The sequence below is a fragment of the Micromonospora sp. BQ11 genome (assembly GCF_052068135.1).
Classification (GTDB): Bacteria; Actinomycetota; Actinomycetes; order Mycobacteriales; family Micromonosporaceae; genus Micromonospora.
This window is the reverse complement of sequence record NZ_JBQHDB010000004.1, coordinates 1-25,461: the sequence shown is the minus strand read 5'-3', so window position 1 is coordinate 25,461 and position 25,461 is coordinate 1. Positions and strand designations below refer to the sequence as shown.

Below are 25,461 nucleotides of genomic sequence, written 5' to 3'. Positions count from 1 at the left end.
ACCCGGCGGACCACCGCCGGGGCCGGGCTCAGCCGCGCAGCCGCCGGCGCAACGTCACTTCCGTCCCCTGCTCGGTACGACGGACCGACAGTTCCCCCAACGCCCGGATCAGCGAGAGCCCGCGCCCACGGAAACCGGTGCCGGTGGACTGCCGCCACCGACCGGTGTCCCGGACCGTGGCCACCACGGTCCGGTCCTCCATGGTCACCTCGACGGCGATCGTCGGCTCGACCGGGTCGACCGGGTGCTCGATGGCGTTGGCGGCGGCCTCCGAGACCGCCACGGTGAGATCGAACAGGTCGGTCTCATCGACGGCGTGCGCCACGAGGAAGTCCTCCAGCCGCTTGCGCAGCACGCTCAACCGGGTCGGGTCGGCGGGCAGCCGCAGCGCGAACCGGTTCAGCTCGGCGGCCTCCAGGGCGAGCACCGCCACGTCGTCGCGCAGGGGTCGCCCGGCGACGCGCTCCACGACCGCGTCGACCAGATCCGCCACGTGGTCGCCGAAGCCGGCCGCGTCGGACCGCAGCTGCGCCAGCGCCTCGTCGATGCCCCGCTGCCGGTCCTCGACCAGGCCGTCGGTGAAGAGCAACAGCCGGCTCCCCGGTGTCAGCTCTCCCTCGACCGTCCGGTAGACGGTGTCCGGGATCGCGCCGACCGGCGGGCCGAGAGCCCGGTCGTGGAGGAACGCCACGTCGTCTCCTCGGATCAGAAGTGGGGACGGGTGGCCGGCGTTGGCATACCGCAGCCGGCCGGTACGGGGACTGAACCAGAGGCACACGACGGTGGCGAAGGACCGGTCCTCGGTCGACCCGACCAACCGGTTGAGCCGGGTCAGCGACGCGCCGGGGTCGAAGCCCTCCAGGATGTACGCCCGCAGCGCGTTGCGGAGCTGACCCATCGCGGCGGCGGCCCGTACGCCCTTGCCGACCACGTCGCCGATCACGAGCACCAACTCGTCGTCGGGAAGCGCCACGACGTCGTACCAGTCGCCGCCCACCTCCACGTCGGCGCTGCCGGGCAGATAGCGGCTGGCCACCACCGCGCCGGGAAGCTGCGGCAGGGAGCGGGGCAGCAGGCTGTGCTGGAGCGTGGTGGCGATGCGGTGCTCGGCCTCGTAGAGCTGGGCGTTCTCCAGCCGTGCGCCGACCAGCCGGGCCAGCTGTGTGAGGGCCGCCTCGTCGGTGTCACCGCCGTCACACTCCTGGCGCCAGACCCGCAGCTCGCCGAGCTGCGCCCCGGCGGTGCCGGTCAGCGGCAGCAGGAGGGACGGCTCGATGGAGGTGATTCCGCCGCCGTCGGCCTCGTACCGCGCGCCGGCGGCGTCGACCACGACCCGGGCGGCCTCGGCCAGGCTCAGCGCGTGCCGCGCGGCGACCTGGAGCACGTCGGCGGTGGAGCGGGCGGTGTTGACCGCGACCGCCGCGTCGGCCAGGGCGCGCAGCCGGCGGATGATCTGGCCGCGCAGCTGGCCCAGCTCGACGTTCGCGCGGACCCGGGCGATCAGCTCCTGGCCGGAGAAGGGCTTGGTGAGGTAGTCGTCCGCGCCCGCAGAGAGGCCGGCGACCGCCTCGGCCGAGCCGGCCCGGGCGGAGAGGAGCACGATCGGCACGTGCCGGGTCCGCGGGTCCGCGCGCAGAGACGCGACCAGACCGAAGCCGTCCAGCCGGGGCATCATCACGTCGGTCAGCACCAGGTCGAAGGAGCTCTCGACGGCGAGCCGCAGCGCCTCCAGGCCGTCGGCGGCCGTGACGACCTCCCAGGACGGGGCGAGCAGCCGGGTGACGTGCGCGCGCAGGTCGACGTTGTCGTCGGCGACGAGGATCCGCCCGGCCGGGGCGGACGCCACGCCGGCAACTCCGGCGGCCCCTGCCGCACCGGTCCCCTCGGCGTCGGTCCAGAACGCGGTCTCCGCGACGTACAGGTCGGCCTGGGCCAGCTCGTGCGCGCTCGCGGACGCGACGTCGCTCACCCGGTCGGCGGGCAGGTGCGCGGAGCCGAACGGCAGGGTCACCGTGAAGGTGCTGCCCTCGTCGACCCGGCTGGTCGCGTCGACCCGGCCGCCGTGCATCTCGACCAGTTCCCGCACCAGCGCCAGGCCGATCCCGGTGCCCTCGTGCGTCCGCGAGCGCACCCCCGGCACCCGGTGGAAGCGTTCGAAGACGTGCGGCAGCTCCTCGGCAAGGATGCCCACGCCGGTGTCGGTGACCTCCAGCCGGGCCTGCCCGCCGACCGTCCCCACGCGCACCCGGATCTCGCCGTCGAAGGTGAACTTCACCGCGTTCGAGACCAGGTTGAGGACGATCTTCTCCCACATGTCGCGGTCCACATGGACCGGCGCGTGCAGCGGCGGGCAGTCCACCGTCAGCCGTAGTCCGGCCCGTTCGACGGAGGAACGGAACGTGCTGGCCAGCCGGGCGGTGTAGCCGGCCAGGTCGGTCGGTTGGTAGCGGGCGGCGAGCCGGCCGGACTCCAGCCGGGAGAAGTCGAGGACCGTGTTGACCAGCTTCAGCAGCCGCAGTGCGTTGCGATGCATCACGGTCAGCCGATCCGTGTACGGCGCGGGCAGCGCCGGGTCGACGAGCAGGTCCTCCAGCGGGCCGAGCACCAGGGTCAGCGGGGTGCGGAACTCGTGGCTGACGTTGGCGAAGAAGTTGGTCTTCGCCCGGTCCAGCGCGGCCAGTTCCGCGGCCCGGGCCCGCTCGTGCTCGTACGCCAACTGCTTGCCGACGGCCCGGGAGAGCTGGGCGGCGGCCAGGTCGAAGAAGTTGCGGTAGTCGTCGGTGAGCGACAGCCGGCGTGAGACACCGGCCACCAGCGTGCCCACCGTCTCGTTGGCGGCCGTGACCGGCAGCACGAGGGCCCGCTCGTCGGCGTCCGGGGGCACGGCGTCGAGCAGGTCCGTCACGGCGACCGTGGCGGTCGCGCCGTCCACGGCGATCTCGGTCAGCAACACCGGCGACGGCACGACGGCGGTGTCCGCACCGAGGCCGCTGGAACCGGCGAGGCCGAAGCCGCCGTCGGCGTCCCGCAGGTAGATCAGCGTGAACGGCACATCCACCCGGTGCCGGTCGAAGACCCGCGCCGCGGACCGACCCAGCTCGGCGGTGCTGCCGACCTCCGCGAGCTCGCCGCCCAACTCGGCCAGGGCGCGCAGCCGGCGCTCGCCGAGCACTCGCCCGGTGGTCTCCGAGACGATGCAGAAGACGCCGTTGACGCCGCCGTCGAGGTCCCGGACGGGGTCGTACGAGACGTCGAAGTAGACGTCCTCCAGGAAGCCGTACCGGTCGATGACGAACGGGTGGTCCTGGCCGTAGTACGGCTGGCCGGTGCGGCGGACGCCCTCCAGCACCGGCCCGAGCACGTCCCAGGTCTCCACCCAGTGCTCCCGCGCGGGCTGCCCGATCACCGCCGGGTGCTTGGCGCCGATCGTGGGCAGGTAGGCGTCGTTGTAGAAGGTCAGGTGGTCCGGACCCCAGAACATCGCGATCTGCGACCGGGAGGCGAGCATCGTGCTGACCGCGTGGCACAGCGCCGAGGGCCAGGTGTCCGGGGTGCCGAGCGGGGTGGTCGACCAGTCGAAGGCCCGCAGCCGCTCACCCATCTCACCCCCACCGGCGAAAGCGGCGGCGAGCAGCGGCGGCAGGGCCCGGTCACCGGCGCCGAGAGAGGGTCCTCCCCGCTCCGCGCCCCGCTGGACCGAGCTCATGCAGCCTCCCGCTCCGGCCTTGTCCCACCCGGCCCGTTGATCCCCCGGGCACGTCCCACCGAGATCCATCGGCGTGACCGCCTTCTACCCGAACCGACCAGCAACGTAACGCATACGACGCGGAGAGCGCTGGTTACGTCCGCCTCGTCGCGGCGTCACGCGCCCGCAACGTGTCGGCGTATCGACCGCCCCGGCGTTCCTGGCGGCCGGATACACGCCATCGACCGGGCCACGATGTGAAGTCGAGCACAGGAGGCGTCTCCGGCCCTACGTCCGCCCCACGTGCGACCGGTGGCCGGTCGGTCGCCGGTCGCTCCACTCCCGGGCGGCGTCGACCAGGGCCGCGATCGGCCGCGGATCCGGCTCGTTCTCCGGATGCCACTGCACCCCGAGGAGGAAGGGTCGGTCGGGGTCCTCCAGCGCCTCCACCACCCCGTCGTCGGACCAGCCGGTCACCGTGAGCCGTCCGGGGTCGGCGACCGCTTGGTGGTGGTACGAGTTGACCATGTCCGTCCCGGCCATCACCCGCCCGGCCAGGGTGTCCGGGGCGAAGCGCACCGGGTGCTCCCCGTAGACGCCCGGGGCGGGGCGGTGCCGGTCGTGTCCGACCACGTCGGGCAGGTGCTGGTGCAGGGCACCGCCGGTGGCGACCGCGAGCAGCTGCATCCCCCGGCACACGCCGAGCACCGGCAGGTCGGTGGCGAGCGCACCGGCGACCAGCGTCAGCTCACCGGCGTCCCGGACCGGGCGACTCTCGGTGCGGGGGGCGGGAAGCTGGCCGTACCGGGCCGGGTCGACGTCGGCGCCCCCGGCCAGCAGCAGCCCGTCGACGACCTCCAGCACGTCGGGGTCCCGCTCGTCGGGCGGCAGCACCACGGCCCGTCCGCCCGCCGCGGTCACCGCCCGGACGTACGCCTCCGGAACCAGCACCGCCGGCACGTCGCGCCACACCGCCCAGCTCGCCGGCTCGACGTACGCGGTGACGCCGATGACGGGCCTCACCGGACCGGCGCCGTTCGCGACTGCGGGGCTCGCAGACCCGGCTCACTCCTCGCGCTCACCGGACCGGCGCCGTTCGCGACTGCGGGGCTCGCAGACCCGGCTCACTCCTCGCGCTCACCGGACCGGCGCCGTTCGCGACTGCGGGGCTCGCAGACCCGGCTCACTCCTCGCGCTCACCGGACCGGCGCCGTTCGCGACTGCGGGGCTCGCAGACCCGGCTCACTCCTCGCGTTCACAGGGGCGTCACGTACGCACCGGTGATGCCCCCGTCCACCACGAACTGGGCGGCCGTCATGAAGGACGAGTCGTCGCTGGCCAGGAAGGCGACCGCGGCGGCGATCTCCTCCGGCTCACCGAACCGCCCCATCGGCACGTGCACCAGCCGGCGGGCGGCCCGCTCCGGATCGGCCGCGAAGAGTTCCAGCAGCAGCGGGGTGGCGACCGGGCCGGGGCAGAGCGCGTTGACCCGGATGCCCTCCCGGGCGAACTGCACCCCCAGCTCCCGGGTCATCGCCAGCACGCCGCCCTTGCTGGCGGTGTACGCGATCTGCGAGGTCGCCGCCCCCATGAGAGCCACGAACGACGCGGTGTTGATGATCGAGCCCTTGCCCTGCCGCCGCATGTGCGGGATCACGTACCGGCAGCAGAGGTAGACGCTGGTGGTGTTGACCCGCAGCACCCGCTCCCACGCGTCCAGGCCGGTCTCCAGGATCGAGTCGTCGTCCGGCGGTGAGATGCCGGCGTTGTTGAAGGCGACGTCCACCCGCCCGTGCCGGGCGACCACCCCGTCGAAGAGGTCCCGCACGGACGCCTCGTCGGCGACGTCGGCCGCGACGAACTCGCCGCCCACCTCGCCGGCGGCCCGCTCGCCGGCCGCGGTGTCGATGTCGACGCAGACCACCCGCGCCCCCTCGGCGGCGAACCGCCGGACGGTGGCCAACCCGATCCCGCTGCCCGCCCCGGTCACGACGGCGACCCGGTCCTCCAGGCGTCCCTGCACGTTGCTCACTCCTCCGTGGCGATGAAGACGTTCTTGACGTCGGTGAAGGCGTGCAGCGCGTCCGGTCCCAGTTCGCGGCCGAGCCCGGAGCGCTTCATTCCGCCGAACGGGGTCCAGTACCGCACCGAGGAGTGCGAGTTGACGCTGAGGTTGCCGGACTCGACCGCCCGCGCCACCCGGATCGCCCGGCCCACGTCCCGGGTCCAGATGGAGCCGGACAGCCCGTACTCGGTGTCGTTGGCGAGCCGGACCGCCTCGGCCTCGTCGTCGAACGGCAGCACCGAGACGACCGGGCCGAAGACCTCCTCCCGCCAGTGCCGGTCCGCGGGTGAGTCGGCGAGCAGGACCGTCGGGGCGTACCAGAAGCCGGGGCCGTCCGGGCGGGAGCCGGTGAACGCGACGGTCGCGTCGTCGACGTAGCCGGCGACCCGGTCGCGCTGACCCGCCGAGATCAGCGGGCCCATCTCGGCGGTCTCGGCGGCCGGGTCCTCCACCCGCAGGGCGCGCACGGCCGGTTCGAGCAGTTCCAGGAAGCGGTCGTACACCGGTCGCTGGACCAGGATCCGGGAGCGGGCGCAGCAGTCCTGGCCGGCGTTGTCGAAGACGGCGTACGGCGCGGTGGCCGCCGCCTTCGCCAGGTCCGCGTCGGCGAAGACCAGGTTGGCGCTCTTGCCGCCCAGCTCCAACGTCACCCGCTTCACCTGTGCGGCGCAGCCGGCCATGATCCGGGTGCCGACCTCGGTGGAACCGGTGAAGCACACCTTGCGGACGGCGGGGTGGGTGACGAATCGCTCGCCCACCACGCTTCCCGCGCCCGGCAGCACGGTGAACACGCCCTCCGGCAGGCCGGCCTCGTGGGCCAGCTCGGCCAGCCGCAACGCGGTGAGCGGGGTCAGCTCGGCGGGCTTGAGCACGACCGTGTTGCCGGCCGCCAGGGCGGGGGCGAAGCCCCAGGCCGCGATCGGCATCGGGAAGTTCCACGGCACGATCACCCCGACCACGCCGAGCGGCTCGTGGAAGGTCACGTCGAGGCCACCCGGCACGGGGATCTGCCGGCCGGTCAGCCGCTCCGGCGCGCCCGCGTAGTAGTCGAGCACGTCCCGGACGTTGCCCGCCTCCCAGCGCGCGTTGCCGACGGTGTGCCCGGAGTTGCGCACCTCCAGCGCCGCCAACTCCTCGACGTGGTCGTCGACCACGGCCGCGAACCGCCGCAGCAGCCGGGCCCGGTCCCCCGGCGCGACGTTCCGCCACGACTCGTACGCCCGCGCCGCCCGTGCGATGGCGGCGTCCGTCTCCCCGAGCGAGGTCGCCGCGACCCGCGCGACGACCTCCCCGGTGGCCGGGTTCACCACGTCCGTCACGCCGCACCCCTGCGATCATGCACTTCCGGTTGCTGATTGATGACGGTACGCAGCATTCGCACCGGCATAAAGTGCAAGATCGCGGAGAAGGGTGGGGGCGCGGGGGGTGCCTTACAGGCGTTCGAAGCCACGGAACAGCTCCCAGTCGGTCACCGCCGCGTCGAAGGCGGCGAGTTCCACCCGGGCGGCGTTGGCGTAGTGGGCGACCACCTCCGGGCCGAACGCCTCCTCCGCGACGCCGGAGGACTGCCAGAGGGTCAGGGCGTCGCGGAGGGTGCCCGGGACCCGCTCGGCCGTGGCGTCGTCGTACGCGTTGCCGGTGCACTCCTCGCCCAGCTCCAGCTCGCGCTCGATGCCGTGCACCGCCCCCGCGACCAGGCCGGCGATCGCCAGGTACGGGTTGACGTCGGCACCGGGCACCCGGTTCTCCACCCGCATGCCCTGCCCGTGACCGACCAGCCGCAGTGCGCAGGTGCGGTTGTCGGTCCCCCAGCGCAGCGCGGTCGGGGCGAACGAGCCGGGCTGGTACCGCTTGTAGGAGTTGATGTTCGGGGCGAAGAGCAGGCTGAACTCGCGCATCGTGGCGAGCAGTCCGGCCAGCACCCGCTGCCCGGTCACGCTCAGGTGCGCCGGCCCGTCGCCGAGCATCGCCGAGGAGCCGGAGGCGTCCCGCAGCGAGAAGTGGATGTGGCAGGAGTTGCCCTCCCGCGCGTTGGGCTTCGCCATGAAGGTGATCGACACGCCCTCCTGGGCGGCGATCTCCTTTGACCCGTTCTTGTAGATGACGTGGTGGTCGGCGCAGGTCACCGCCTCGTCGTACCGGAAGGCGATCTCGTGCTGGCCGAGGTTGCACTCCCCCTTGGCGCTCTCCGGCGTCAGCCCGGCACCGGCCATCTCGGTGCGGATCCGGCGCAGCAGCGGCTCGACACGGGCGGTGCCCAGCAGCGAGTAGTCCACGTTGTACTGGTTGGCCGGGGTCAGGTCCCGGTAACCACTGCGCCAGGCTTCCTCGTACGAGTCGCGGAAGAGCACGAACTCCAGCTCGGTGCCCGCGTACGCGGTCAGGCCGTGGGCGGCGAGCCGCTCCAGCTGGCGGCGGAGGACCTGCCGGGGCGAGGCGACCACCGGGCCGGAGCCGTCCAGCCACTCCAGGTCGGCCAGGAGCAGTGCCGTGCCCGGCTGCCACGGCACCCGGCGCAGCGTGCCGAAGTCCGGCACCATCGCGAAGTCGCCGTAGCCGCGTTCCCAACTCGACATGTCGTAACCGTCGACCGTGTTCATGTCGACGTCGACGGCGAGCAGGTAGTTGCAGCCCTCGCTCCCGTGGGCGACGACCTGATCGAGGAAGTAGGGAGCGTAGAAGCGTTTGCCCTGCATACGCCCCTGCATGTCGACCAGGGCGAGCACCACGGTGTCGATCTCGCCATCGGCGACGGCGACCCGCAACTGTTCCAGCGTCAACGGCGTTCTGCTCATCAGCGGGTCTCCATCACCAAGGTCTACTCGCTCCCGCGATCACCGTCAATGCCGAGGAGTCATCATGCGCCGAACCGCCGCCCTCGCCGTCGTCACCGCCCTCGCGTTCGGCCTGGGCACCGCCCACGCCCAGGCGACCGACCGACCACTCACGCCGGCCGGCGCGGACGCGCAGCCGCCACCCGCGTCGGGCCGTGTCGCCCCGGCGGCGACCGGCGGGTACGACTTCAGCCGGCCGCAGGTCGTCGCCACCGGCCTGGAGGTGCCCTGGGGGCTGGACTTCCTGCCGGACGGCAGCGCGCTGGTCGCCCAGCGGAACCAGGGCACCGTCCTGCGGATCCGGCCCGGCCGCCCGCCCCGCGAGGTGGCCCGGATCCCCGGTGTCGTCGCCGGCGGGGAGGCCGGTCTGCTGGGCCTGGCCGTCTCCCCCACCTTCAATCGGGACCGGCTGGTCTACGTCTGCTTCACCACCGCCTCGGACCTGCGGGTCGTCCGGTTCCGGCTGGGTCGGCCGTCGTCGGCCCAGGTGATCCTCAGCGGCGTCGCCCGGGCCAGCGCCCACGACGGGGGCCGGATCGCGTTCGGCCCCGACGGCATGCTCTACGTCGGCACCGGCGACGCCCTGGTGCCGGCTCTGGCGCAGGACCTGGCCAGCCGCAACGGCAAGATCCTGCGGATCCGCCCGGACGGCGGGGTGCCGGCGGACAACCCGTTCCCCGGCTCGCCGGTCTACAGCTACGGCCACCGCAACGTGCAGGGTCTCGCCTGGGACGCGCGGGGCCGGTTGTTCGCCACCGAACTGGGCGCGGGCCGGTGGGACGAGGTGAACCGGATCGTCCCCGGCGGCAACTACGGCTGGCCGGTGGTCGAGGGCGTCGGCACCGACCCCCGCTTCCGGAACCCGGTGGTGGTCTGGTCGCCGGCCGAGGCGTCTCCCAGCGGCGCGACCTTCGCCGCCGGCACCCTCTACGTCGCCGCCCTGCGGGGCGCCCGGCTGTGGGCCGTACCGGTCGACGACGCCGGTCGGGTGGGCGTACCGGCCGCTGCGCTGGTCGGGACGTTCGGCCGGCTCCGGACGGTCGAACTGGCACCGGACGGCTCCCTCTGGGTGGCCACCAGCAACCGCGACGGCCGCACCACGCCGAGGCCGGACGACGACCGCATCCTGCGCTTCACGCCCGGCGGTCGGACGCCACAGCCTCCGGTGTTCCCGGCGCCCGCGGCACGCTGAGCACGGTCGCCGGCCCCGCGCGGTGCGGGGCCGGCGACCGGCGCGGGTCAGGCCGGCTCGTCGGCGCGCGCGGCCTCCGGGGACCGTGGGCTCGGCAGGTCGACGGTACGCACCGGCCCGGTGAACCACTTTCGTGCCGACAGCCACCACCACAGCCCCACGCCGAGCAGCACCCCGCCCACCGCGATCGGCGCGTAGTTCACCGCCGACCAGGTGAAGTCCGGGTTGCCGGGGACCCCGGCGGGAACGATCGGCAGCACGAAGTAGATCGAGATCACCGCGATCTCGACCACCGCGATCCAGCCGAGCAGCCGGTACCGGCGGCCCAGCGTCCACGGCCCCGGCTCGAAGCGGTCGCCCATCCGCAGCCGCAGCGCGATCGGGATGAAGAACGACAGGTACAGGCCGATCACCGCCACCGAGACCACCGCGTAGAAGGCGACCGGGATGCCGGCCGCGTTCGGGAACAGCGCCGGCAGGGTGAGCACCAGCCCGGCGACGGTGGCACCGATGATCGCGTTGGCCGGCGTGCCGTTGCGGTCCACCTTCGACCAGAGCCGCCAGCCGGGCACCGCCCGGTCCCGACTGAAGGCGTACGCCATGCGCGACATCGACGTCACGCAGCTCATGCCGCAGAAGAACTGGCCGATGGTGGAGATGATGATGACCGTCTTGAAGAAGAACGGCGTCAACGCGGATTCGAAGATCGCCCCGGAGAAGCCACCCGCGGCGTTGACCGCCTCCACGTCGGTGGCGGCGAAGAGGAACGCCAGCAGCAGGATCCAGCCGCCGATCGCCGAGTAGAAGATGGACCGCCACAGCCCCTGCGCGGCGGCCTTCGAGGCCCCCCGGGTCTCCTCCGAGACGTGCGCGCAGGCGTCGAAGCCGGTGATCGTGTACTGGGTGAGCAGGAAACCCAGCGGCAGCACGTAGAACCAGAAGGTCAACCCGCCGGTGTCCCCGCCGGCGAAGCCGGAGTTGTTGAACCGCTCGGTGAAGACGAACTGGAAGCTCTGGTGGTCGTTCGGCACGAATACCAGGATCGCCACCACGGCCGTCGCGCCGGCCACGTGCCACCAGACCGAGACGTTCTGGAGGACGTCGATGATCCGGTGCCCGAAGATGTTGATCAGACCGTGCAGCACGAGGATGATCACGAAGAGCATGAACGTCTGCCGCAGCGTCCCCTCCCACCCGTCGAACAGGGCGGACAGGGTGAGGTTGAGGAACGTGGCGCAGCCGTAGTCGACCGAGGCGGTCACCGCGATCAGCCCGATCAGGTTGAGCCAGCCGGTGAACCACCCGTGCACCGGGCGGCCCATCCGCGCCGCCCACCAGTAGATCCCTCCCGCCGTCGGGTACGCCGACACCAACTCGGCCAGGCAGAACCCGATGATCAGGATGAACAGCGAGATGAGCGGCCAACCCCACGAGACGGCGACCGGGCCGCCGTTGTTCCACGCCTGGCCGAAGGTGGTGAAACAGCCGGCCAGGATCGAGATGATGGAGAACGAGATGGCGAAGTTGGAGAAGCCGCTCCACTTGCGGCGGAGTTCCTGCTGGTAGCCGAGTTCGGCGAGCCGTCGGGAGTCGTCGTCCATCGGTTGCTCTGCGGTCGGCGCGGGCGTGGCGGCCACTGGACACCTCCTTGCGGTGGTTCCCCGGTTGCGAGTGCGCGAAGTCTCGCCCCGTGGATCAAGGTGGTCAATGCGTACGGTGCGGGATTCGCGCTAATTGCATTGCCGGGCAAAGTTCTGCGCCGCATCCTTGACCTCGTGACCAGGCCCGATCGCGACGGGCCACCGGCCGGGCGCTCGGCAACGCCCGGCACCGCGGCGGCGCGGGGCACGTCACCTCTCTCTCACCCGAACCGACACCGCCCCGCGCCGCCACACCTCGACCGGACTGCCGCCCCCCGGCGGAGGGGTGGGGGGGTGGGTGGGTGGGCTGGTCAGGTGAGCAGGAGGCCGAGGACCCACACGCCGGCGATGACCGCGCCGGCGAGGAACTCGACAAGCATGGCCAGCCCGGCGGCGGCGACCGCCTGCTTCGTGGCCGGCCAGGCCAGCCGGGAGTCACCGAGGCGCAGCCGCTCCGCCGCCCACACCCCGGCGACAAAGCCGAGCACCAGGCCCACCACCGGTACGACGAAGAACCCGACCAACCCCAGCAGCCCGCCGGCCAGCAGCGACGAGGTGGGCACCCCGGTCCGCTTGAGGTTCCGCCCCGGCCACGCGTACTTGACGACGGTGCCGCCGGCGGCGACCACGGTGGCGGCGGCGAGCACCGCCCAGCGGCCGTTACCCGCGCCGCCGAAGACCGCCCAGACCAGCACCCCGCCCCAGCAGAGCGGAAGGGCGGGCAGGCCGGGGACCACCACACCGGCCAGGCCGGCGAGGATGGCCAGCGCGGCGACCACCGAGACCACCGCCTGCGAATCGGTCACGCTCATCCGGGTGCCTCCGCCGCGCGCAGTCGGGCCGTGATCTCCTCGGCCGGGGCCGGCGCACCGAACCAGCGACCCTGGCCGGTGTCGCAGCGCAACGCGCGCAGCCGCTCGGCCTGCGTCCTGGTCTCCACCGCCTCGGCGGTGACCCACAGCTCCAGCGCGTGCGCGAGCCGGACCAGCGCGTCCACGATCCGCTCGTCCCGGTGGTCGGTCGACGGATCCGGCCCGTCACCGCGAATCCCCTCCACGAAGGGCCCGGCCAGCTTCAGGCAGTGGATCGGCAACCGGCGCAGGTACGCCAGGTTCGAGTAACCGGTGCCGAAGTCGTCGATCGCCAGCCGTACGCCCAGCGCGGCCAGCCGGTGCAGCGACCGCAGCGGCTCCCCCGCGGTGCCCATCACGGCGCTCTCGGTCAGCTCCAGTTGCAGCAGGTCGGCCGGGAGGCCACTGCACTCCAGCGCGTCGGCGACGACGTCCACGATGGCCGGGTCGTCGGCCTGGCGGGCAGCGAGGTTGACACTGACGACCAGGCGGGCCTGCGGGAACTGCCGCCGCCACTCCTCGGCGTCGTGGCAGGCCCGCCGCAGCACCCACTCGCCCAGCCGGACGATGAGGCCGGTCTCCTCGGCCAGCCCGATGAACCGGTCCGGACCGATGAGCCCCAGCTCGGGGTGCTGCCAGCGGACCAGCGCCTCGACGGCGAGCATGGTGCCGCCCAGCAGGGACACGATGGGCTGGTAGTGCAGCACGAACTCGCCCCGGTCCAGGGCCGCGGGAAGCCCGGCGACCAGCGCCGACCGGGCGATGTCCCGGGCGCTGCGCTCCGGGTCGTACACCGCCCACCGGCCGCGGCCCTCCGCCTTCGCCCAGTAGAGCGTGGTGTCGGCGGCCTTCATCAGGTCCGACGCGCTGGTCTCGCTCACCGGGCACTCGACGACGCCGACGCTGGCCGACACCACGAGCTGCTTGTCGCCGACCGGCACCGGGGCGGAGACCGCGGCGAGGGCCGCCTTCGCCACGGCCACCACCTCGTCGGTACCCGGGCCGTCGTCGACCAGGATGACGAACTCGTCGCCACCCATCCGCGCCACCAGGTGCCCGCTGGCGGCCACGCACCCGGCGAGCCGCTGGGCGATGACGACCAGCAGCCGGTCACCGAGGTCGTGACCGAGGCTGTCGTTGACCGCCTTGAACCCGTCCAGGTCCAGGAAGCAGACCCCGACCCGGCGTGTGGGGCCGGGGGCGTCGAAGACCAGACCCAGGGTCTCGAAGAACAGGGTGCGGTTGGGCAGCCCGGTGAGCGGGTCGTGCAGCGCCTGGAAGCGCAGCCGCTGCTGGAGCTCGTACCGCTCGGTGATGTCCTCGATCATCGCCACGGTGAAGCGGGGCCGGCCGTCGTCGTGCCGGACCAGCGAGACGGCCAGGTCGGTCCAGACCACGGTGCCGTCCTTGCGGTAGTAGCGCTTCTCGACCCGCACGCTCTCGTGCTTGCCCTCGATCAGCTCCTGGTACAGCTCCCACATGCCGGCCGCGTCGTCCGGGTGGAACAGGGCGGCGACGTTGATCCGGCGCAACTCCTCCGTCGTGTAGCCGAGCATGTCGGCGAACGCCTGGTTGACCTCGATGACCTGCCCGTCGATCCCGGCGATGCCGATGCCGATGGCCGCGCCGCTGAAGACCGCCCGGAAGCGGGCCTCGCTGTCCCGCAGCGCCTGCTCGACCTCGTCCCGCGCCTGCCACGCCGACCGCGCGATGCGTTCCTGCTGCGCGAAGGTGCGGTCGCGCAGGGCGCGGGCGAAACCGGCGGCGAGCCCGCCCTGCAACGCGGCCACCCGCTCCGCCAGGGCGTCGTCGTGCGCGCGGTCGGGCAGGATCCGGGCGAGGAAGCCGTCGCCGAGCGCGCACACCGACCACTCCAGCACGGCGGGATCCGTCAGGTGCGCCTGCACCAGGGCCCGCCCGACCTCCTCCGCCGGAGCGGGCGAGAACGGCTCGGCGAGCAGCGCCCCTGCCAACCGGACGGTGTGCAGGTGCAGCAGCCGCTCGGTCTCGACCGCGCTGAGCGGCACGAAACCGAGTCGGCGTACGGCGCGGGCCCACTCGGCCGCGTACCGCTGGACGCCCGCCCTGCTGGCGTCGTGCCCGCCGGGATCTCCGAGGGCGACCATGGGATCAGCCGGCGGACTGGTCGTACCGGGCGACGCCGCCGAACGCGCCGAACCGCTCCGGGTTCTCGTCCACGTCCGACGGGGAGTCGGGGCGCCACAGCGGCATGTGCACCACACCGGGCTCGAGGATCGTCCAGTCGCCGAAGAAGCTGGTGACCTCGGCGCGGGACCGCAGGGTGATCTCGGTGTCGGTACGCGCGGAGAGCCGCTGCGCGTCCAGCATCTCCTGCGGCTGGTCCTCGAAGGTGGAGTGCGAGACGACCAGGTAACTGCCGGGCGCGGCGGCGGCCCGCAGGGTCGCCAGGATGTCGCCGGGCCGGTCGGCCGGCGGGATGAAGTGCACGACGCCGGCGAGGAGGATGCCCATGGGCCGGTTGAAGTCGAGCAGGCCCAGCTCGCGGGCCTCGGCGAGGATGCGCTCGGGCTCCCGCAGGTCGGCGTGGATCACGCCGGTCAGGTCGTTGCCCGCCAGCAGCTCCCGGCTGTGGGCCACCGCGACCGGGTCGATGTCGACGTAGATCACCCGCGCCTTGGGGTTGGCGTTCTGCGCGACCTCGTGGACGTTGCCGACGGTGGGGATGCCGGAGCCGATGTCGAGGAACTGGTCGATGCCGTCCTCCAGCAGCACCCGCACGGCCCGGCGCAGGAACTCGCGACCGGCCCGCATGGTGGCCGCCAGGTTCGGGGTCATGCCGGCGATCTGCTCGGCGAGCTGCCGGTCGATCTCGAAGTTGTGCGCGCCGCCGAGGAAGTAGTCGTAGACCCGGGCCGCGCTGGGCCGGGAGAGGTCGATCTCGGCGGGAAGTCCGTCCGGCATCTGCACTTCGTTACCCCATGTCTCGCCGCGGTGCGGGAGGGAACCGGCGCCGGCGCGTGCCAGCACGCGACGACCGGCCGGCCGACCCGCGGATCGTGTGGTGGTCACCACTCTAGGCCCGTCGCGCAGCACTACGGGAGATCCCTTTCCGCCACTGTCCCACCCCCGACGGCGGGTGACGACGCTGCGGAACCGGGTCGTCACCCGCCGCTGACGGCAACCGTCCCGGTCGGCGGACGACGGCCGTCAGGAGGGGCTCTCCAGCAGCAGCGAGATGCCCTGGCCGACCCCGACGCACATGGTCGCGAGGGCCCGCCGGCCACCGCGCCGGCGCAGCTCCAGCGCGGCGGTCAGCGCCAGCCGGGCGCCGCTCGCGCCGAGCGGGTGCCCCAGCGCGATGGCGCCGCCGTTGGTGTTGACGTGCTCGGCGTCCTCGGGCAGGCCCAGCTCGCGCAGCACCGCGACGGCCTGTGCGGCGAACGCCTCGTTCAGCTCCAGCACGTCGACGTCGGCGATCGCGAGACCGCGCCGGTCGAGCAGCCTCCGGGTGGCCGGCACCGGACCCATCCCCATGGTCCGCGGTGGCACACCGGCCGCCGCCGCACCACCGATCCGGGCCAGCGGCGTCAGGCCGTACCGCGCGACGGCCGCCTCGGAGGCGACCAGCAACGCGACCGCGCCGTCGTTGACGCCGGAGGAGTTGCCGGCGGTCACCGTGCCCCCGGCGCGGAACGGGGTGGGCAGCGCGGCGAGCTTCTCCAGCGAGGTCTCCCGGGGGTGCTCGTCGACCTCGACGAGCGCCGTGCCGCGCCGCCCGGCCGGCACGGTCACCGGCACGATCTCCTCGGCGAGACGGCCGTCGGCCTGGGCCTTCGCCGCGCGCTGCTGCGAGCGGTACGCGAACTCGTCCTGCTCGGAGCGGCCGACGCCGTACTCGGCGGCGACGTTCTCAGCGGTCTCCGGCATCGAGTCGATGCCCCACCCCTTCTCCATGAGCGGGTTGACCAGTCGCCAGCCGATGGTGGTGTCGTACATCTCGGCAGCGCGGGAGAACGCGGTCGTCGCCTTGGGCACCACGAACGGCGCCCGGCTCATGCTCTCCACGCCACCGGCCACCAGCAGGTCGGCCTCGCCGGCCACGATGGACCGGGCGGCGGAGGCGAGGGCGTCCAGCCCGGAGCCGCAGAGCCGGTTGACCGTGCTGCCCGGAACCTCCTCGGGCAGGCCACCGAGCAGCGCCGCCATGCGGGCGACGTTGCGGTTGTCCTCGCCGGCCTGGTTGGCGCAGCCCAGCACCACGTCGTCCACCCGGGCCCAGTCGACCGACGGGTGGCGGGCCACCAGCTCACGGATCACGTGGGCGGCCAGGTCGTCGGGGCGTACGCCGGCCAGGGCGCCGCCGTACCGGCCGATCGGGGTGCGGACACCGGCCACCAGGTATGCCACGGTCATCGTCAGGTCCTTCGCGGGGGTGGGAAGGGAGGGGTCGGCAGCGGCCACCGGGTCGCGGGGGACGCCCGACCGCCAGGATATCCGCGCCGGCAGCCGATAGGTTTGGCCACATGGCCCGGGCCCAGTTCAGCGCAGAGACCAGCGGCGGCGGAGCGTTCGTGCGGCAACCCAACCGGTTCACCGGCCGGGTCACCCCGCACTCGACCTCCCCGCCCGGCGGAGGTCCGGACGACGAGGGACGCTGGCCGCTGGAGGCGGGCCGATACCGGCTGATCTGGTGCCGGGCGTGCCCGTGGGCGCACCGGGCACGGATCGTGCGCACCCTGCTCGGCCTCGAGGACGCGATCTCACTCGGCACCGTCGACCCGATCCGGGACGAGCGGGGCTGGCGGTTCAGCCTCGATCAGGACGCGTTCGACCCGGTGCTCGGCATCGGCTTCCTCTCCGAGGCGTACCTGGCGACGGACCCCGACTACACCGGCCGGGTCACCGTGCCGGCGCTGGTCGACACCGTCACCGGCCGGGTGGTCACGAACGACTACCCGCAGCTCACCCTCGACCTGTCCACCGAGTGGCGGCGGTTCCACTCCCCCGACGCGCCGGACCTCTACCCGGTCGAGCTGCGCCCGGAGATGGACGCGCTGATGACCGAGATCCACCGCGACGTGAACAACGGCGTCTACCGGTGCGGCTTCGCCACCTCGCAGGAGGCGTACGACGAGGCGTTCCGGGCGCTGTTCGCCCGGCTGGACGCGCTGTCCGGGCGGCTCTCCGACCGGCGCTACCTGATGGGGGACACGATCACCGAGGCCGACGTCCGGCTCTTCACCACCCTGGTCCGCTTCGACGTGGCGTACCACGGGCACTTCAAGTGCAACCGGCAGAAGCTGACCGAGATGCCGGTGCTGTGGTCGTACGCCCGGGAACTGTTCCAGACGCCGGGTTTCTCCGAAACGGTCGACTTCGACCACATCAAGCGGCACTACTACGCCACGCACAAGCAGATCAATCCGACCGGCATCGTGCCGCTCGGCCCGGACCTGTCCGGCTGGACCACGCCGCACGGGCGTGGCTGACCGGCGGCGGGGCGCCCCGACCACCACACCGCCGCCGGCGGGCCCGGGCGCGCCCCGGGTCGCCGCCGCGTCGGCCGCCGCCGGCAGCACGCTGGCCGGCGCGGTGGCGGTGATCGTCGCCGTGGCCGCCGGTCCGGGTCCGGGTCTGACCGGGTACGTGAGCGAGGCGGGCGTCACCGACAGCCCGTACGCGGCCGCGTACCGGATCGGGGTCTTCGCCCTGGCCGCCGGGGTGCTGCTGCTGGCCGCGGCCCTGCCCCCGGTGCTGCGGGTGGTCGCGGGGCTGCTCGCCGCCGGCAGCGTCCTCGCGCTGGTCTCCGGTGCCGTGGCGTGCAGCGCGGGATGTCCGCTGCCGCCCTACGAGCGGGCCACCACCGCGGACCTGGTGCACGGCGGGGCGAGCATCGCGGCGGTGGCCGCGCTCGTGCTCGCGATGGTGGGGATCGTCCGCACGCCCGGCGCGCCGACGGTGCTACGGCGGGTGGCCGCCGTGGCGGCCGGTGTGGCGTTGCCGCTGTCCGCCGGGACGGCCCTGGCCCTGCTCGCCGTCGGCCGCGGCGGCCTGACCGCCGCCCTGGAGCGGCTGCTGCTCCTGGTCTGCGTGCTCTGGGGCGTCGCCACCGCCACCGCCATCGCCCTCCGCCGGTAAGGGTGCAAGGAAGGGCCCCCGCTTAACGCCTCCGGTAGAGGAAGGGCCCCCGCTTAACACCGCCTGTAAGGAGCGTCACGACCGACGCTCCTTCCACTTGTCCGGTCGTGCGAGTAGTTTCGGGCGGCGATGACCAATGTCTGGCACCTCACCGTGCGCCTGTACGTCGACCTCCGACTGCAGGCCAGCGGCATCTGTCCGGCGCAGCCGCTCTCCTGACGCTGCCCCGTTCCGACCTCCAGACACCGGACACCTCATGCCTTCCGCCCTGCGCAAGATCCCCTTCTCCGTACAGATCCTGCTCGGCCTCGTCCTCGGCGTGGCGCTCGGCTTCCTGGCCCGTGCCAACGACCTCGCCTGGCTGACCAGCACCCTCGACACCGTCGGCGGTCTCTTCGTCCAGCTGCTCAAGCTGGCCGTACCGCCGCTGGTCTTCACCGCGATCGTGGTCAGCGTGGTGAGCCTGCGCGGCGTCGCCAACGCCGCCCGGCTCGCCCTGAAGACCCTGGTGTGGTTCGGCGTCACCGCGCTGATCGCGGTGGGCATCGGCATCGGCCTCGGCCTGCTCACCGACCCCGGCCGCGGCGTCACCCTGGACACCGCCGGCGCCACCGCGCCGCAGAAGACCGGCTCCTGGACCGACTTCCTCACCGGCATCGTCCCGACCAACCCGGTCGGCGCGTTCGTCGAGGGCAACGTCCTCCAGATCGTCTTCCTTGCCCTGGTGGTCGGCGCCGCCGCGCTGCTCGTCGGCGAGGCCGCCGAGCCGTTCGTCGCGTTCAACCGGTCGGTTCTCGCCATCGTGCAGAAGGCGCTGTGGTGGGTGATCCGGCTCGCCCCGATCGGCACGCTCGGCCTGATCGGCAACGCCGTCGCCTCGTACGGCTGGGACCTGCTGGCCCCGCTCGCGAAGTTCACCACCGCCGTGTACGTCGGCTGCGCCATCGTGCTGTTCGTCGTGTACCCGCTGCTGCTGGTGCTGGCCGGCCGGCTCAACCCGCTGCGCTTCTTCGCCGGCGCCTGGCCGGCGATCGAGCTGGCGTTCGTCTCCCGCTCCTCGGTGGGCACCATGCCGGTGACCCAGCGCTCCGTCGAGCGCCTCGGCGTCCCCCGCGAGTACGCCTCCTTCGCGGTGCCGTTCGGTGCCACCACGAAGATGGACGGCTGCGCCGCCATCTACCCGGCCCTCGCCGCGATCTTCGTGGCGCAGGTCTTCGGGGTCGACCTGGGCGTCACCGACTACCTGCTGATCGCCTTCGTCTCGGTGGTCGGCTCGGCCGCCACCGCCGGCCTGACCGGCGCGATCGTCATGCTCACCCTGACCCTGAGCACGCTGGGCCTCCCGCTGGCCGGTGCGGGCCTGCTGCTGGCCATCGACCCGATCCTGGACATGATCCGCACCGCCACGAACGTGGCCGGGCAGGCGCTCGTCCCGACCCTGGTCGCCGCCCGCGAGGGCACCCTCGACCGGGAGGCGTACGAGGCGGCCGGGCGGCGGGAGATCACCGAGCCCGTCCCGACCGACCGGCAGCCGAGCCGCGACGGGGACCTCGCCCCCGTACCGGCCTGACGATCCACGGCCACGGCGGGGCCCCCTGGGTCCCGCCGCGGCCGTGTCGAGAGGATGACGAGATGAGCACCCTGTTCACCCCCCTCGCGCTGCGCACCGTGACGCTGCCGAACCGGGTCGCCCTGGCCCCGATGTGCCAGTACTCGGCCGGGCCGGACGGCCTGCCCACCGGCTGGCACCTGGTGCACCTCGGCACCCGCGCCGTCGGCGGTGCCGGGCTGGTCCTGACCGAGGCGACCGCCGTCGTGCCCGAGGGGCGGATCACCCCCCAGGACACCGGCCTGTGGTCCGACGCGCACGTGGACGCCTGGCGCCCGGTGACCGCGTTCGTCGCCGCCCACGGGTCGGTCCCGGCGGTGCAACTGGCGCACGCCGGGTTCAAGGCGTCGACGTACCGACCGTGGGCACCGCGCCGGGGCGGCGTGCCGGACGCCGAGGGCGGCTGGACACCCGTCGGACCCGGTGGCGAGCCGTTCGTGCCCGACTACCGGGTGCCGACCGCCCTCGACGAGGCCGGCATCGCCCGCGTGGTGGAGTCGTTCGGCGCGGCGGCCGCCCGGGCCGTCGACGCCGGCTTCGCGGCGGTGGAGATCCACGCCGCGCACGGCTACCTGCTGCACGAGTTCCTCTCCCCGCTGACCAACCACCGTGACGACGCCTGGGGCGGCGACCGGACCGGACGCATGCGGCTCACCCTGGACGTCGCCCGGGCGGTCCGTGCGGCGGTCGGCGAGGACGTCCCCGTGCTGGCCCGGATCTCCGCCACCGACTGGGTCGACGGCGGCTGGACGGTGGAGGACAGCGTCGCGCTCGCCGCCGAGCTGGCCGGCGCCGGCGTGGACCTGGTGGACTGCTCCTCCGGCGGCGCGTCGGCGACCGCGAGTGTCCCCGTCGGCCCCGGCTACCAGGTGCCGCTCGCCGCCCGCGTACGCCGGGAGGCCGGCGTGGCCACCGGCGCGGTCGGCCTGATCGTGGAGCCGGAGCAGGCCGAGGCGATCGTCGCCGCCGGCGAGGCGGACCTGGTGCTGCTCGGGCGCGAACTGCTCCGCGACCCGTACTGGCCGCACCGCGCCGCCGCGAAGCTCGGTGCCGCCGCCGCCTGGCCCGTCCAGTACACGCGGGCCCTGTAGGGCTGCTCAGCCGTTAAGAAGGGCCCCCTGTACAACGCGAGGCGTTAACGGGGGGCCCTTCCTTACATCCTCAGCCGGCGAGGTGGGACCAGTTTGCCTCCAGGTCGCGCCAGGGGCCCTGGGCGGCGACGCGGCCGGACTGGAGCACCACCACGTGGTCGGCGCGGACCAGCGCCGCCCGCTTCGAGGTGGAGCCGACCACCGTCACCCCGTGCTCGCGTAGCGCCTGCCACAGCGCCAGCTCGGTGGTGACGTCCAGCGCCGAGGACACGTCGTCGGCGACCAGCAGCTCGGTACGCGGGGCGAGGGCCCGGGCCAGCGCCAGGCGCTGGAGCTGCCCGCCGGAGAGCCGGGTGCCCTTGTGCCCGATGAGCAGTCCGAGACCGCCCCCGGTGGCCGCCAGGTCGTGGTCGAGCTGGGCGGTCGACACCGCCGCCGCCGCGTCCACCTGGTGGCCAAGGGTGATGTTGTCGGCCACCGTCCCGGAGAGCACCCGGGGCAGCTGCCCGACGTACCCGACCTGCTGCGGGCGCAGGAACAGCTCCGGCTCGGTCACCGGCTCGCCGTTCCAGGTGAGCAGGCCGGTGTGCGGGGCGATGCCGGCGAGGGCGCGCAGCAGCGACGACTTGCCCGACCCGACCGGCCCGACCACCAGCACCAGCTGTCCCCGGGTCACCGTCAGGTCGACGTCCCGGACGGCCGTCATGCCGTCGGTGTGGCGTACGCCGAAGCCGGTCAGCTCCAGCCGCCGCAGCGGGTGCCGGGGCGGTACGACCGGCGCGGGTGCGGTCCCGGCGCCGAGGTCCACGTCGGGGACCGCCGCCGAGTAGGCCGTCATGCCGGTCATCGCGGCCGTGCGGTGGGTCCACACCCGGGCCGACGGGACCTGCGAGATCAGCGACGCCGTCGTCCACGCGAACCAGCGCGCCGCGGCCAGGGTGGAGACCACGACCAGCGTGGCGCCGGCGGAGAGACCTCCGGCGAGCAGGAGCGCCCACGCCCCGATCGGGAGCAGGCCACTGACCACCGACGGCGTGGACCGCGACCACACCTGGACGGAGATCTCCCGCCGCTGCCGGTCGCTGCGGACGACGTCGAGGGCCGCGAGGTGCGCCAGCACCGGTCGGGTGGCACCGGCCAGCTTGACGGTGCGGGCCGCGGAGAGCGCGGAGACCAGGGCGGTGGCGAACGCGGCGCGGGCGGTGACGGTGGCCCGGGCGGAGCGTTCCAGCCGCGGGCCGAACAGGGTCGCCACCAGGCCGGAGACCACCATCGTCCCGGCGAAGAACAGCGCCGGGACGATGCTGCCGGTGATCGCCGTCATGGCCACCGCCAGGAGGATCGCCGCCAGCTGGTCCAGCACGTTGTCGGCGAGCTGCACCACCCGTTCGGTGTCGCCGCCCTGGGCCACCACCTCGGCCGGGGTGTACCGGCCGACGCGGCGTTGGCCGGTCTGGCCGTGCACCAGACGCAGGCTGATCCGCAGCATCTGCCGTACCCACCACTGCGGGAACCAGATGCTCGTGTACCAGGGCAGCGGCAGCGTGACCAGCAACCCGGCGACGATTCCGGCCGCCGGCAGCCACGGCTCGCCGACGCCGTCGACCAGGTCGGCCCACAGCCAGGGCAGCAGCGGGCCGTCCAGGCCGACGAGGACCATGACGAGGAACAGCACGAGCGCGGCCAGCCCGTACCGTGGGTCGTTGAGGACCAGCCGCACGATCTCCCGCAGCGTCCGGCCGAGCGTCGCCGTCGGCGGCGGGCCGTCGGCGGCCCGGTCGGTCGCGGCCTCGACCGGCGCGGCGTCGGCGGCCGGCTCGGCCGGGGTCGCCACGTCGGGCTTCCGATCCGACGATCCGGGTACGGGCGACGACCACGGGTCGCGCGGACCGGTGGTCGGCGCCAGAGCACCGTCGGCCCACTCGTCCAGCAGGTCCACGCCCACCACCGACCGACCCGGTGCGCCCGCGCCGGCCAGCGCGCCGGCGTGGCTGGTGGCCAGCAGCTCGGCGAACCGCTCCGACTCGCGCAGCGGCCCCGCCTCGACCACCGCCCCGTCGGCCATGACCACGACCTCGTCGCAGTGCCGCACCGAGGAGAGCCGGTGGGCGATGACGATGCCGATCCGGTCGCGCAGCAGGCGCTCGGTGGCCCGTTGCACCCGTGCCTCGGTCACCGGGTCGAGCCGCGCGGTGGCCTCGTCCAGGATCACCACGCGCGGGTCGCGCACCAGGATCCGGGCGAAGGCGACGAGCTGCTCCTGACCCGCGGACAACGCGTGCCCACCCTCGCCGAGTCGGGTCCCCAGACCGTCGGGCAGCTCGTCGACCCAGGCGGTCAGGCCCAGCTCGTCGAGCGCCCGGGCGGCGTGGTCGAGCAGGTCCGGGTCGAACAGCGCGACGTTCTCGGCGAGCGTGCCGGCGAGGATCTCGGTGCGCTGCGGCACCACGGCGATCCAGCGGCGCAGCTCCTCCACGTCGAGGTCGAGCAGGTCCCGCCCGGCGAGGAACACCGTCCCGGCTGGCAGGTCGACGGCCCGGGTGAGCACCTTGGTCAGGGTCGACTTGCCCGACCCGGTCCGACCGACCAGCGCGTACGACAGCCCACGGCGGAACGTCAGGTCGACGTCGCGCAGCGCGGCCCGCGGTGCGCCGTCGGCGCTCGGGTAGTGGAAGGTCAGCCCCCGTACCACCACGTCACCGTCGGTGGGGGCGACACCGCCGGTGGGCTCCTGCGGCGAGTCCTGGAGCAGCTGCACCCGGCCCCAGGCGCCCAGCGCGTACTGGAGTTCGGGGACCATCCGGCTCACGTGCTCGACGGTCGCGCCGAACGCGAGCGCGAGCAGCCACACCGCGGTCAGCCGCGCGCCGTCGATCCGGCCGGCGGCCAGCGCCCACGCGCCGCCGAGCACGACCGCCGCGATGCCGCCCCGGTTGACCGCGCCGGCGATCGTGGTCACCTTCGCCGACATCCGCCACACCACCAGGCCGCGGGAGAGCACGGCCGCCGCGCGCCGGGCGTAGAGGCGCAGGACGTACGGGCGGGCCAGGCTGGTGCGTACGTCGTCCTGGCCGTGGATCGCCTCCTCCATCACCGCGGCGAGGTCGGACCAGGCCTCCTCCTCGGACATCCGGGCCGGGACGATGCGAGCGGTGGGTTTGCGCAGGCCGATCGCCAGCGACACCGCGAGCACCAGCATCGCGACACCCGCCGGCCACCACACGGCGAGGGCGACGAAGATCGACAGCACGCCGACCGCCAGCATCTGCACGATGCGTACGCCCTGGGCGCGCACCGCCGACGCCACCTGGTAGACGTCGCCGTCGATGCGGTCGAGCAGCTCGCCGACCGGTGTGGTCTCCAGCGTCGGCAGATCCTGGCCGAAGGCGACCCGGCACAGCCGTCGGCGGACGTCGGCGGACCAGTCGGCGGTCACCCCGGCCATGACCAGGCTGATCACGAGGTCGCTCACCACGGCGGCGACCAGCGCCACCGCGAGCAGGGTGAAGAAGCCCACCGACCGGTGCACGAGGACCGGCCCGGCCAGCGCGGCCGCCGCCGCCTGCCCGCCCCCGCCGAGCACGATCAGGCAGGCCACGAGGGCCATCCGGCGAGGCGAGGTGGCCCACATGTCACGGAGCAGACGCATGGTGGACCCCTTACGGCACGACGGTGGCGGAACAACCAGCCTCGCCCGCCACGACCCACCCGCTCAACGCATTTACGCGTCGATGCGACACCTGTCGACGTGCCGCCTCGCCGGCGTCGGCCGACTCGGCCGGCGGCGGCCGGTTCTGCCGGCTCGGATGGGTCAGTCGGGACGCGAGCCGGTCGCCGCCACCTGTCGGGATTCGGCTCCCGACCACCGGGATCCGGGGAGATCTTGGTAGGAAACGGCCCCTGAGGGGGCCATTACGTACCAAGATCTCCGGGCACCCCGCCGGGACCGGCGGGTCAGCGCTGGGCACCCCGGCTCGCCGATCCCCGCCGGGGTCTGGGTGCGCATGTCCGGCCCTGGGCGGGCTGTCCGGTTTCGGGGTGTGACCGGGGGCATCCCGGCGGCGGAATCGTGGCTGGCCGGGGGTCGTTACATCAGGTGGACGATCGAGCAGGACACGCAGCCTCCGGCCGCGGGTGCCCGGGCCCCGGGAATGATGGTGGCCGGCCGGTCGTTGAATCCCCACGACGATCGCAGCACCCCCGGCCCCAGACGGGCCGACCTGCGGTCCCCCGGCCCCCGGGAATGACGGCGGGTAGCCGGTCGTTACATCCCCCTGGCACCGCAGACGAGCACCCCCCCTGCTCGGTGCAGCGTGTGCCGATCCCCCGAAAGTCTTCTGAGCGCCTGATGGTGCCGCGCACCCTTGTGTCGCC

16 protein-coding genes are annotated in these 25,461 nt (G+C 73.5%); 5 read left to right on the top strand and 11 right to left on the bottom strand.

All coding sequences use genetic code 11. The features are described from left to right. Positions 1–28 precede the first annotated feature (28 nt). The 5 genes from ACTMSW_RS09725 to ACTMSW_RS09705 all read right to left on the bottom strand — a co-directional run bounded on the left by ACTMSW_RS09725 (position 29) and on the right by ACTMSW_RS09705 (position 8,545). Entirely contained in the window at positions 29–3,706 is a 3,678-nt protein-coding gene (locus ACTMSW_RS09725; RefSeq protein ID WP_441180214.1) for a SpoIIE family protein phosphatase, read from the bottom strand. Positions 3,707–3,973: 267 nt separating this feature from the next. Further along, positions 3,974–4,708 carry a gamma-glutamyl-gamma-aminobutyrate hydrolase family protein gene (locus tag ACTMSW_RS09720; protein ID WP_441180213.1) on the bottom strand — a complete coding sequence of 245 codons (735 nt, stop codon included), beginning with the start codon at positions 4,706–4,708 and terminating at the stop codon, positions 3,974–3,976. A 232-nt stretch (positions 4,709–4,940) separates the two neighbouring features. Beyond that, positions 4,941–5,708, bottom strand: coding sequence for a 3-oxoacyl-ACP reductase (locus tag ACTMSW_RS09715; RefSeq protein WP_441180212.1), 768 nt, complete (start codon positions 5,706–5,708; stop codon positions 4,941–4,943). Between the two features lie 5 nt (positions 5,709–5,713). After that, positions 5,714–7,060 (bottom strand): aldehyde dehydrogenase family protein, encoded by a 1,347-nt coding sequence (locus tag ACTMSW_RS09710; RefSeq protein ID WP_441180622.1) that lies wholly within the window; start codon positions 7,058–7,060, stop codon positions 5,714–5,716. A gap of 120 nt (positions 7,061–7,180) precedes the next feature. Next, positions 7,181–8,545 carry a glutamine synthetase family protein gene (locus ACTMSW_RS09705; RefSeq protein WP_441180211.1) on the bottom strand — a complete coding sequence of 455 codons (1,365 nt, stop codon included), beginning with the start codon at positions 8,543–8,545 and terminating at the stop codon, positions 7,181–7,183. Between the two features lie 64 nt (positions 8,546–8,609). Here ACTMSW_RS09705 and ACTMSW_RS09700 point away from each other — a divergent pair, with 64 nt between their 5' ends. Next, complete coding sequence (locus ACTMSW_RS09700; RefSeq protein ID WP_441180210.1) at positions 8,610–9,776, top strand: PQQ-dependent sugar dehydrogenase; 1,167 nt, start codon at positions 8,610–8,612, stop codon at positions 9,774–9,776. A gap of 47 nt (positions 9,777–9,823) precedes the next feature. Here the strand turns inward: ACTMSW_RS09700 and ACTMSW_RS09695 are convergent, their stop codons facing one another. The 5 genes from ACTMSW_RS09695 to pcaF all read right to left on the bottom strand — a co-directional run bounded on the left by ACTMSW_RS09695 (position 9,824) and on the right by pcaF (position 16,662). Beyond that, entirely contained in the window at positions 9,824–11,413 is a 1,590-nt protein-coding gene (locus tag ACTMSW_RS09695) for an amino acid permease (RefSeq protein ID WP_441180209.1), read from the bottom strand. Between the two features lie 314 nt (positions 11,414–11,727). Next, complete coding sequence (locus ACTMSW_RS09690; RefSeq protein WP_441180208.1) at positions 11,728–12,228, bottom strand: DUF456 domain-containing protein; 501 nt, start codon at positions 12,226–12,228, stop codon at positions 11,728–11,730. Then, entirely contained in the window at positions 12,225–14,393 is a 2,169-nt protein-coding gene (locus ACTMSW_RS09685; protein WP_441180207.1) for a putative bifunctional diguanylate cyclase/phosphodiesterase, read from the bottom strand. The genes ACTMSW_RS09690 and ACTMSW_RS09685 overlap by 4 nt, the downstream gene beginning before the upstream one ends. Positions 14,394–14,397: 4 nt before the next feature. Then, positions 14,398–15,216, bottom strand: a complete 819-nt coding sequence (locus ACTMSW_RS09680) for an SAM-dependent methyltransferase (protein WP_441180206.1) — start codon at positions 15,214–15,216, stop codon at positions 14,398–14,400. A gap of 240 nt (positions 15,217–15,456) precedes the next feature. Next, the gene (pcaF, locus tag ACTMSW_RS09675) at positions 15,457–16,662 is read right to left on the bottom strand and encodes a 3-oxoadipyl-CoA thiolase (protein WP_441180205.1); all 1,206 of its coding nucleotides are present in this window, start codon (positions 16,660–16,662) and stop codon (positions 15,457–15,459) included. Between the two features lie 110 nt (positions 16,663–16,772). Here pcaF and ACTMSW_RS09670 point away from each other — a divergent pair, with 110 nt between their 5' ends. The 4 genes from ACTMSW_RS09670 (at position 16,773) to ACTMSW_RS09655 (ending at position 21,087) form a co-directional block, all read left to right on the top strand. Further along, positions 16,773–17,738 (top strand): glutathione S-transferase family protein, encoded by a 966-nt coding sequence (locus ACTMSW_RS09670; RefSeq protein ID WP_441180204.1) that lies wholly within the window; start codon positions 16,773–16,775, stop codon positions 17,736–17,738. Continuing rightward, complete coding sequence (locus tag ACTMSW_RS09665) at positions 17,731–18,387, top strand: DUF998 domain-containing protein (RefSeq protein ID WP_441180203.1); 657 nt, start codon at positions 17,731–17,733, stop codon at positions 18,385–18,387. The genes ACTMSW_RS09670 and ACTMSW_RS09665 overlap by 8 nt, the downstream gene beginning before the upstream one ends. A 268-nt stretch (positions 18,388–18,655) precedes the next feature. Further along, positions 18,656–19,957 carry a dicarboxylate/amino acid:cation symporter gene (locus ACTMSW_RS09660; protein ID WP_441180621.1) on the top strand — a complete coding sequence of 434 codons (1,302 nt, stop codon included), beginning with the start codon at positions 18,656–18,658 and terminating at the stop codon, positions 19,955–19,957. 62 nt (positions 19,958–20,019) lie between these two features. Next, entirely contained in the window at positions 20,020–21,087 is a 1,068-nt protein-coding gene (locus tag ACTMSW_RS09655; RefSeq protein ID WP_441180202.1) for an NADH:flavin oxidoreductase/NADH oxidase, read from the top strand. Positions 21,088–21,157: 70 nt separating this feature from the next. On the opposite strand, the gene ACTMSW_RS09650 is transcribed toward ACTMSW_RS09655, so the two are convergent. Then, on the bottom strand, positions 21,158–24,736 hold the full coding sequence (locus tag ACTMSW_RS09650) for an ATP-binding cassette domain-containing protein (RefSeq protein WP_441180201.1): 3,579 nt from the start codon (positions 24,734–24,736) through the stop codon (positions 21,158–21,160). Positions 24,737–25,461: the final 725 nt, after the last annotated feature.

Bases quoted from the DNA above. Each gene is read 5' to 3' on its own strand.
- pcaF (WP_441180205.1), bottom strand. From the start codon at position 16,662: ATGACCGTGGCATACCTGGTGGCCGGTGTCCGCACCCCGATCGGCCGG.
- ACTMSW_RS09725 (WP_441180214.1), bottom strand. From the start codon at position 3,706: ATGAGCTCGGTCCAGCGGGGCGCGGAGCGGGGAGGACCCTCTCTCGGC.
- ACTMSW_RS09670 (WP_441180204.1), top strand. From the start codon at position 16,773: ATGGCCCGGGCCCAGTTCAGCGCAGAGACCAGCGGCGGCGGAGCGTTC.
- ACTMSW_RS09655 (WP_441180202.1), top strand. From the start codon at position 20,020: ATGAGCACCCTGTTCACCCCCCTCGCGCTGCGCACCGTGACGCTGCCG.
- ACTMSW_RS09690 (WP_441180208.1), bottom strand. From the start codon at position 12,228: ATGAGCGTGACCGATTCGCAGGCGGTGGTCTCGGTGGTCGCCGCGCTG.
- ACTMSW_RS09700 (WP_441180210.1), top strand. From the start codon at position 8,610: ATGCGCCGAACCGCCGCCCTCGCCGTCGTCACCGCCCTCGCGTTCGGC.
- ACTMSW_RS09705 (WP_441180211.1), bottom strand. From the start codon at position 8,545: ATGAGCAGAACGCCGTTGACGCTGGAACAGTTGCGGGTCGCCGTCGCC.
- ACTMSW_RS09650 (WP_441180201.1), bottom strand. From the start codon at position 24,736: ATGCGTCTGCTCCGTGACATGTGGGCCACCTCGCCTCGCCGGATGGCC.
- ACTMSW_RS09685 (WP_441180207.1), bottom strand. From the start codon at position 14,393: ATGGTCGCCCTCGGAGATCCCGGCGGGCACGACGCCAGCAGGGCGGGC.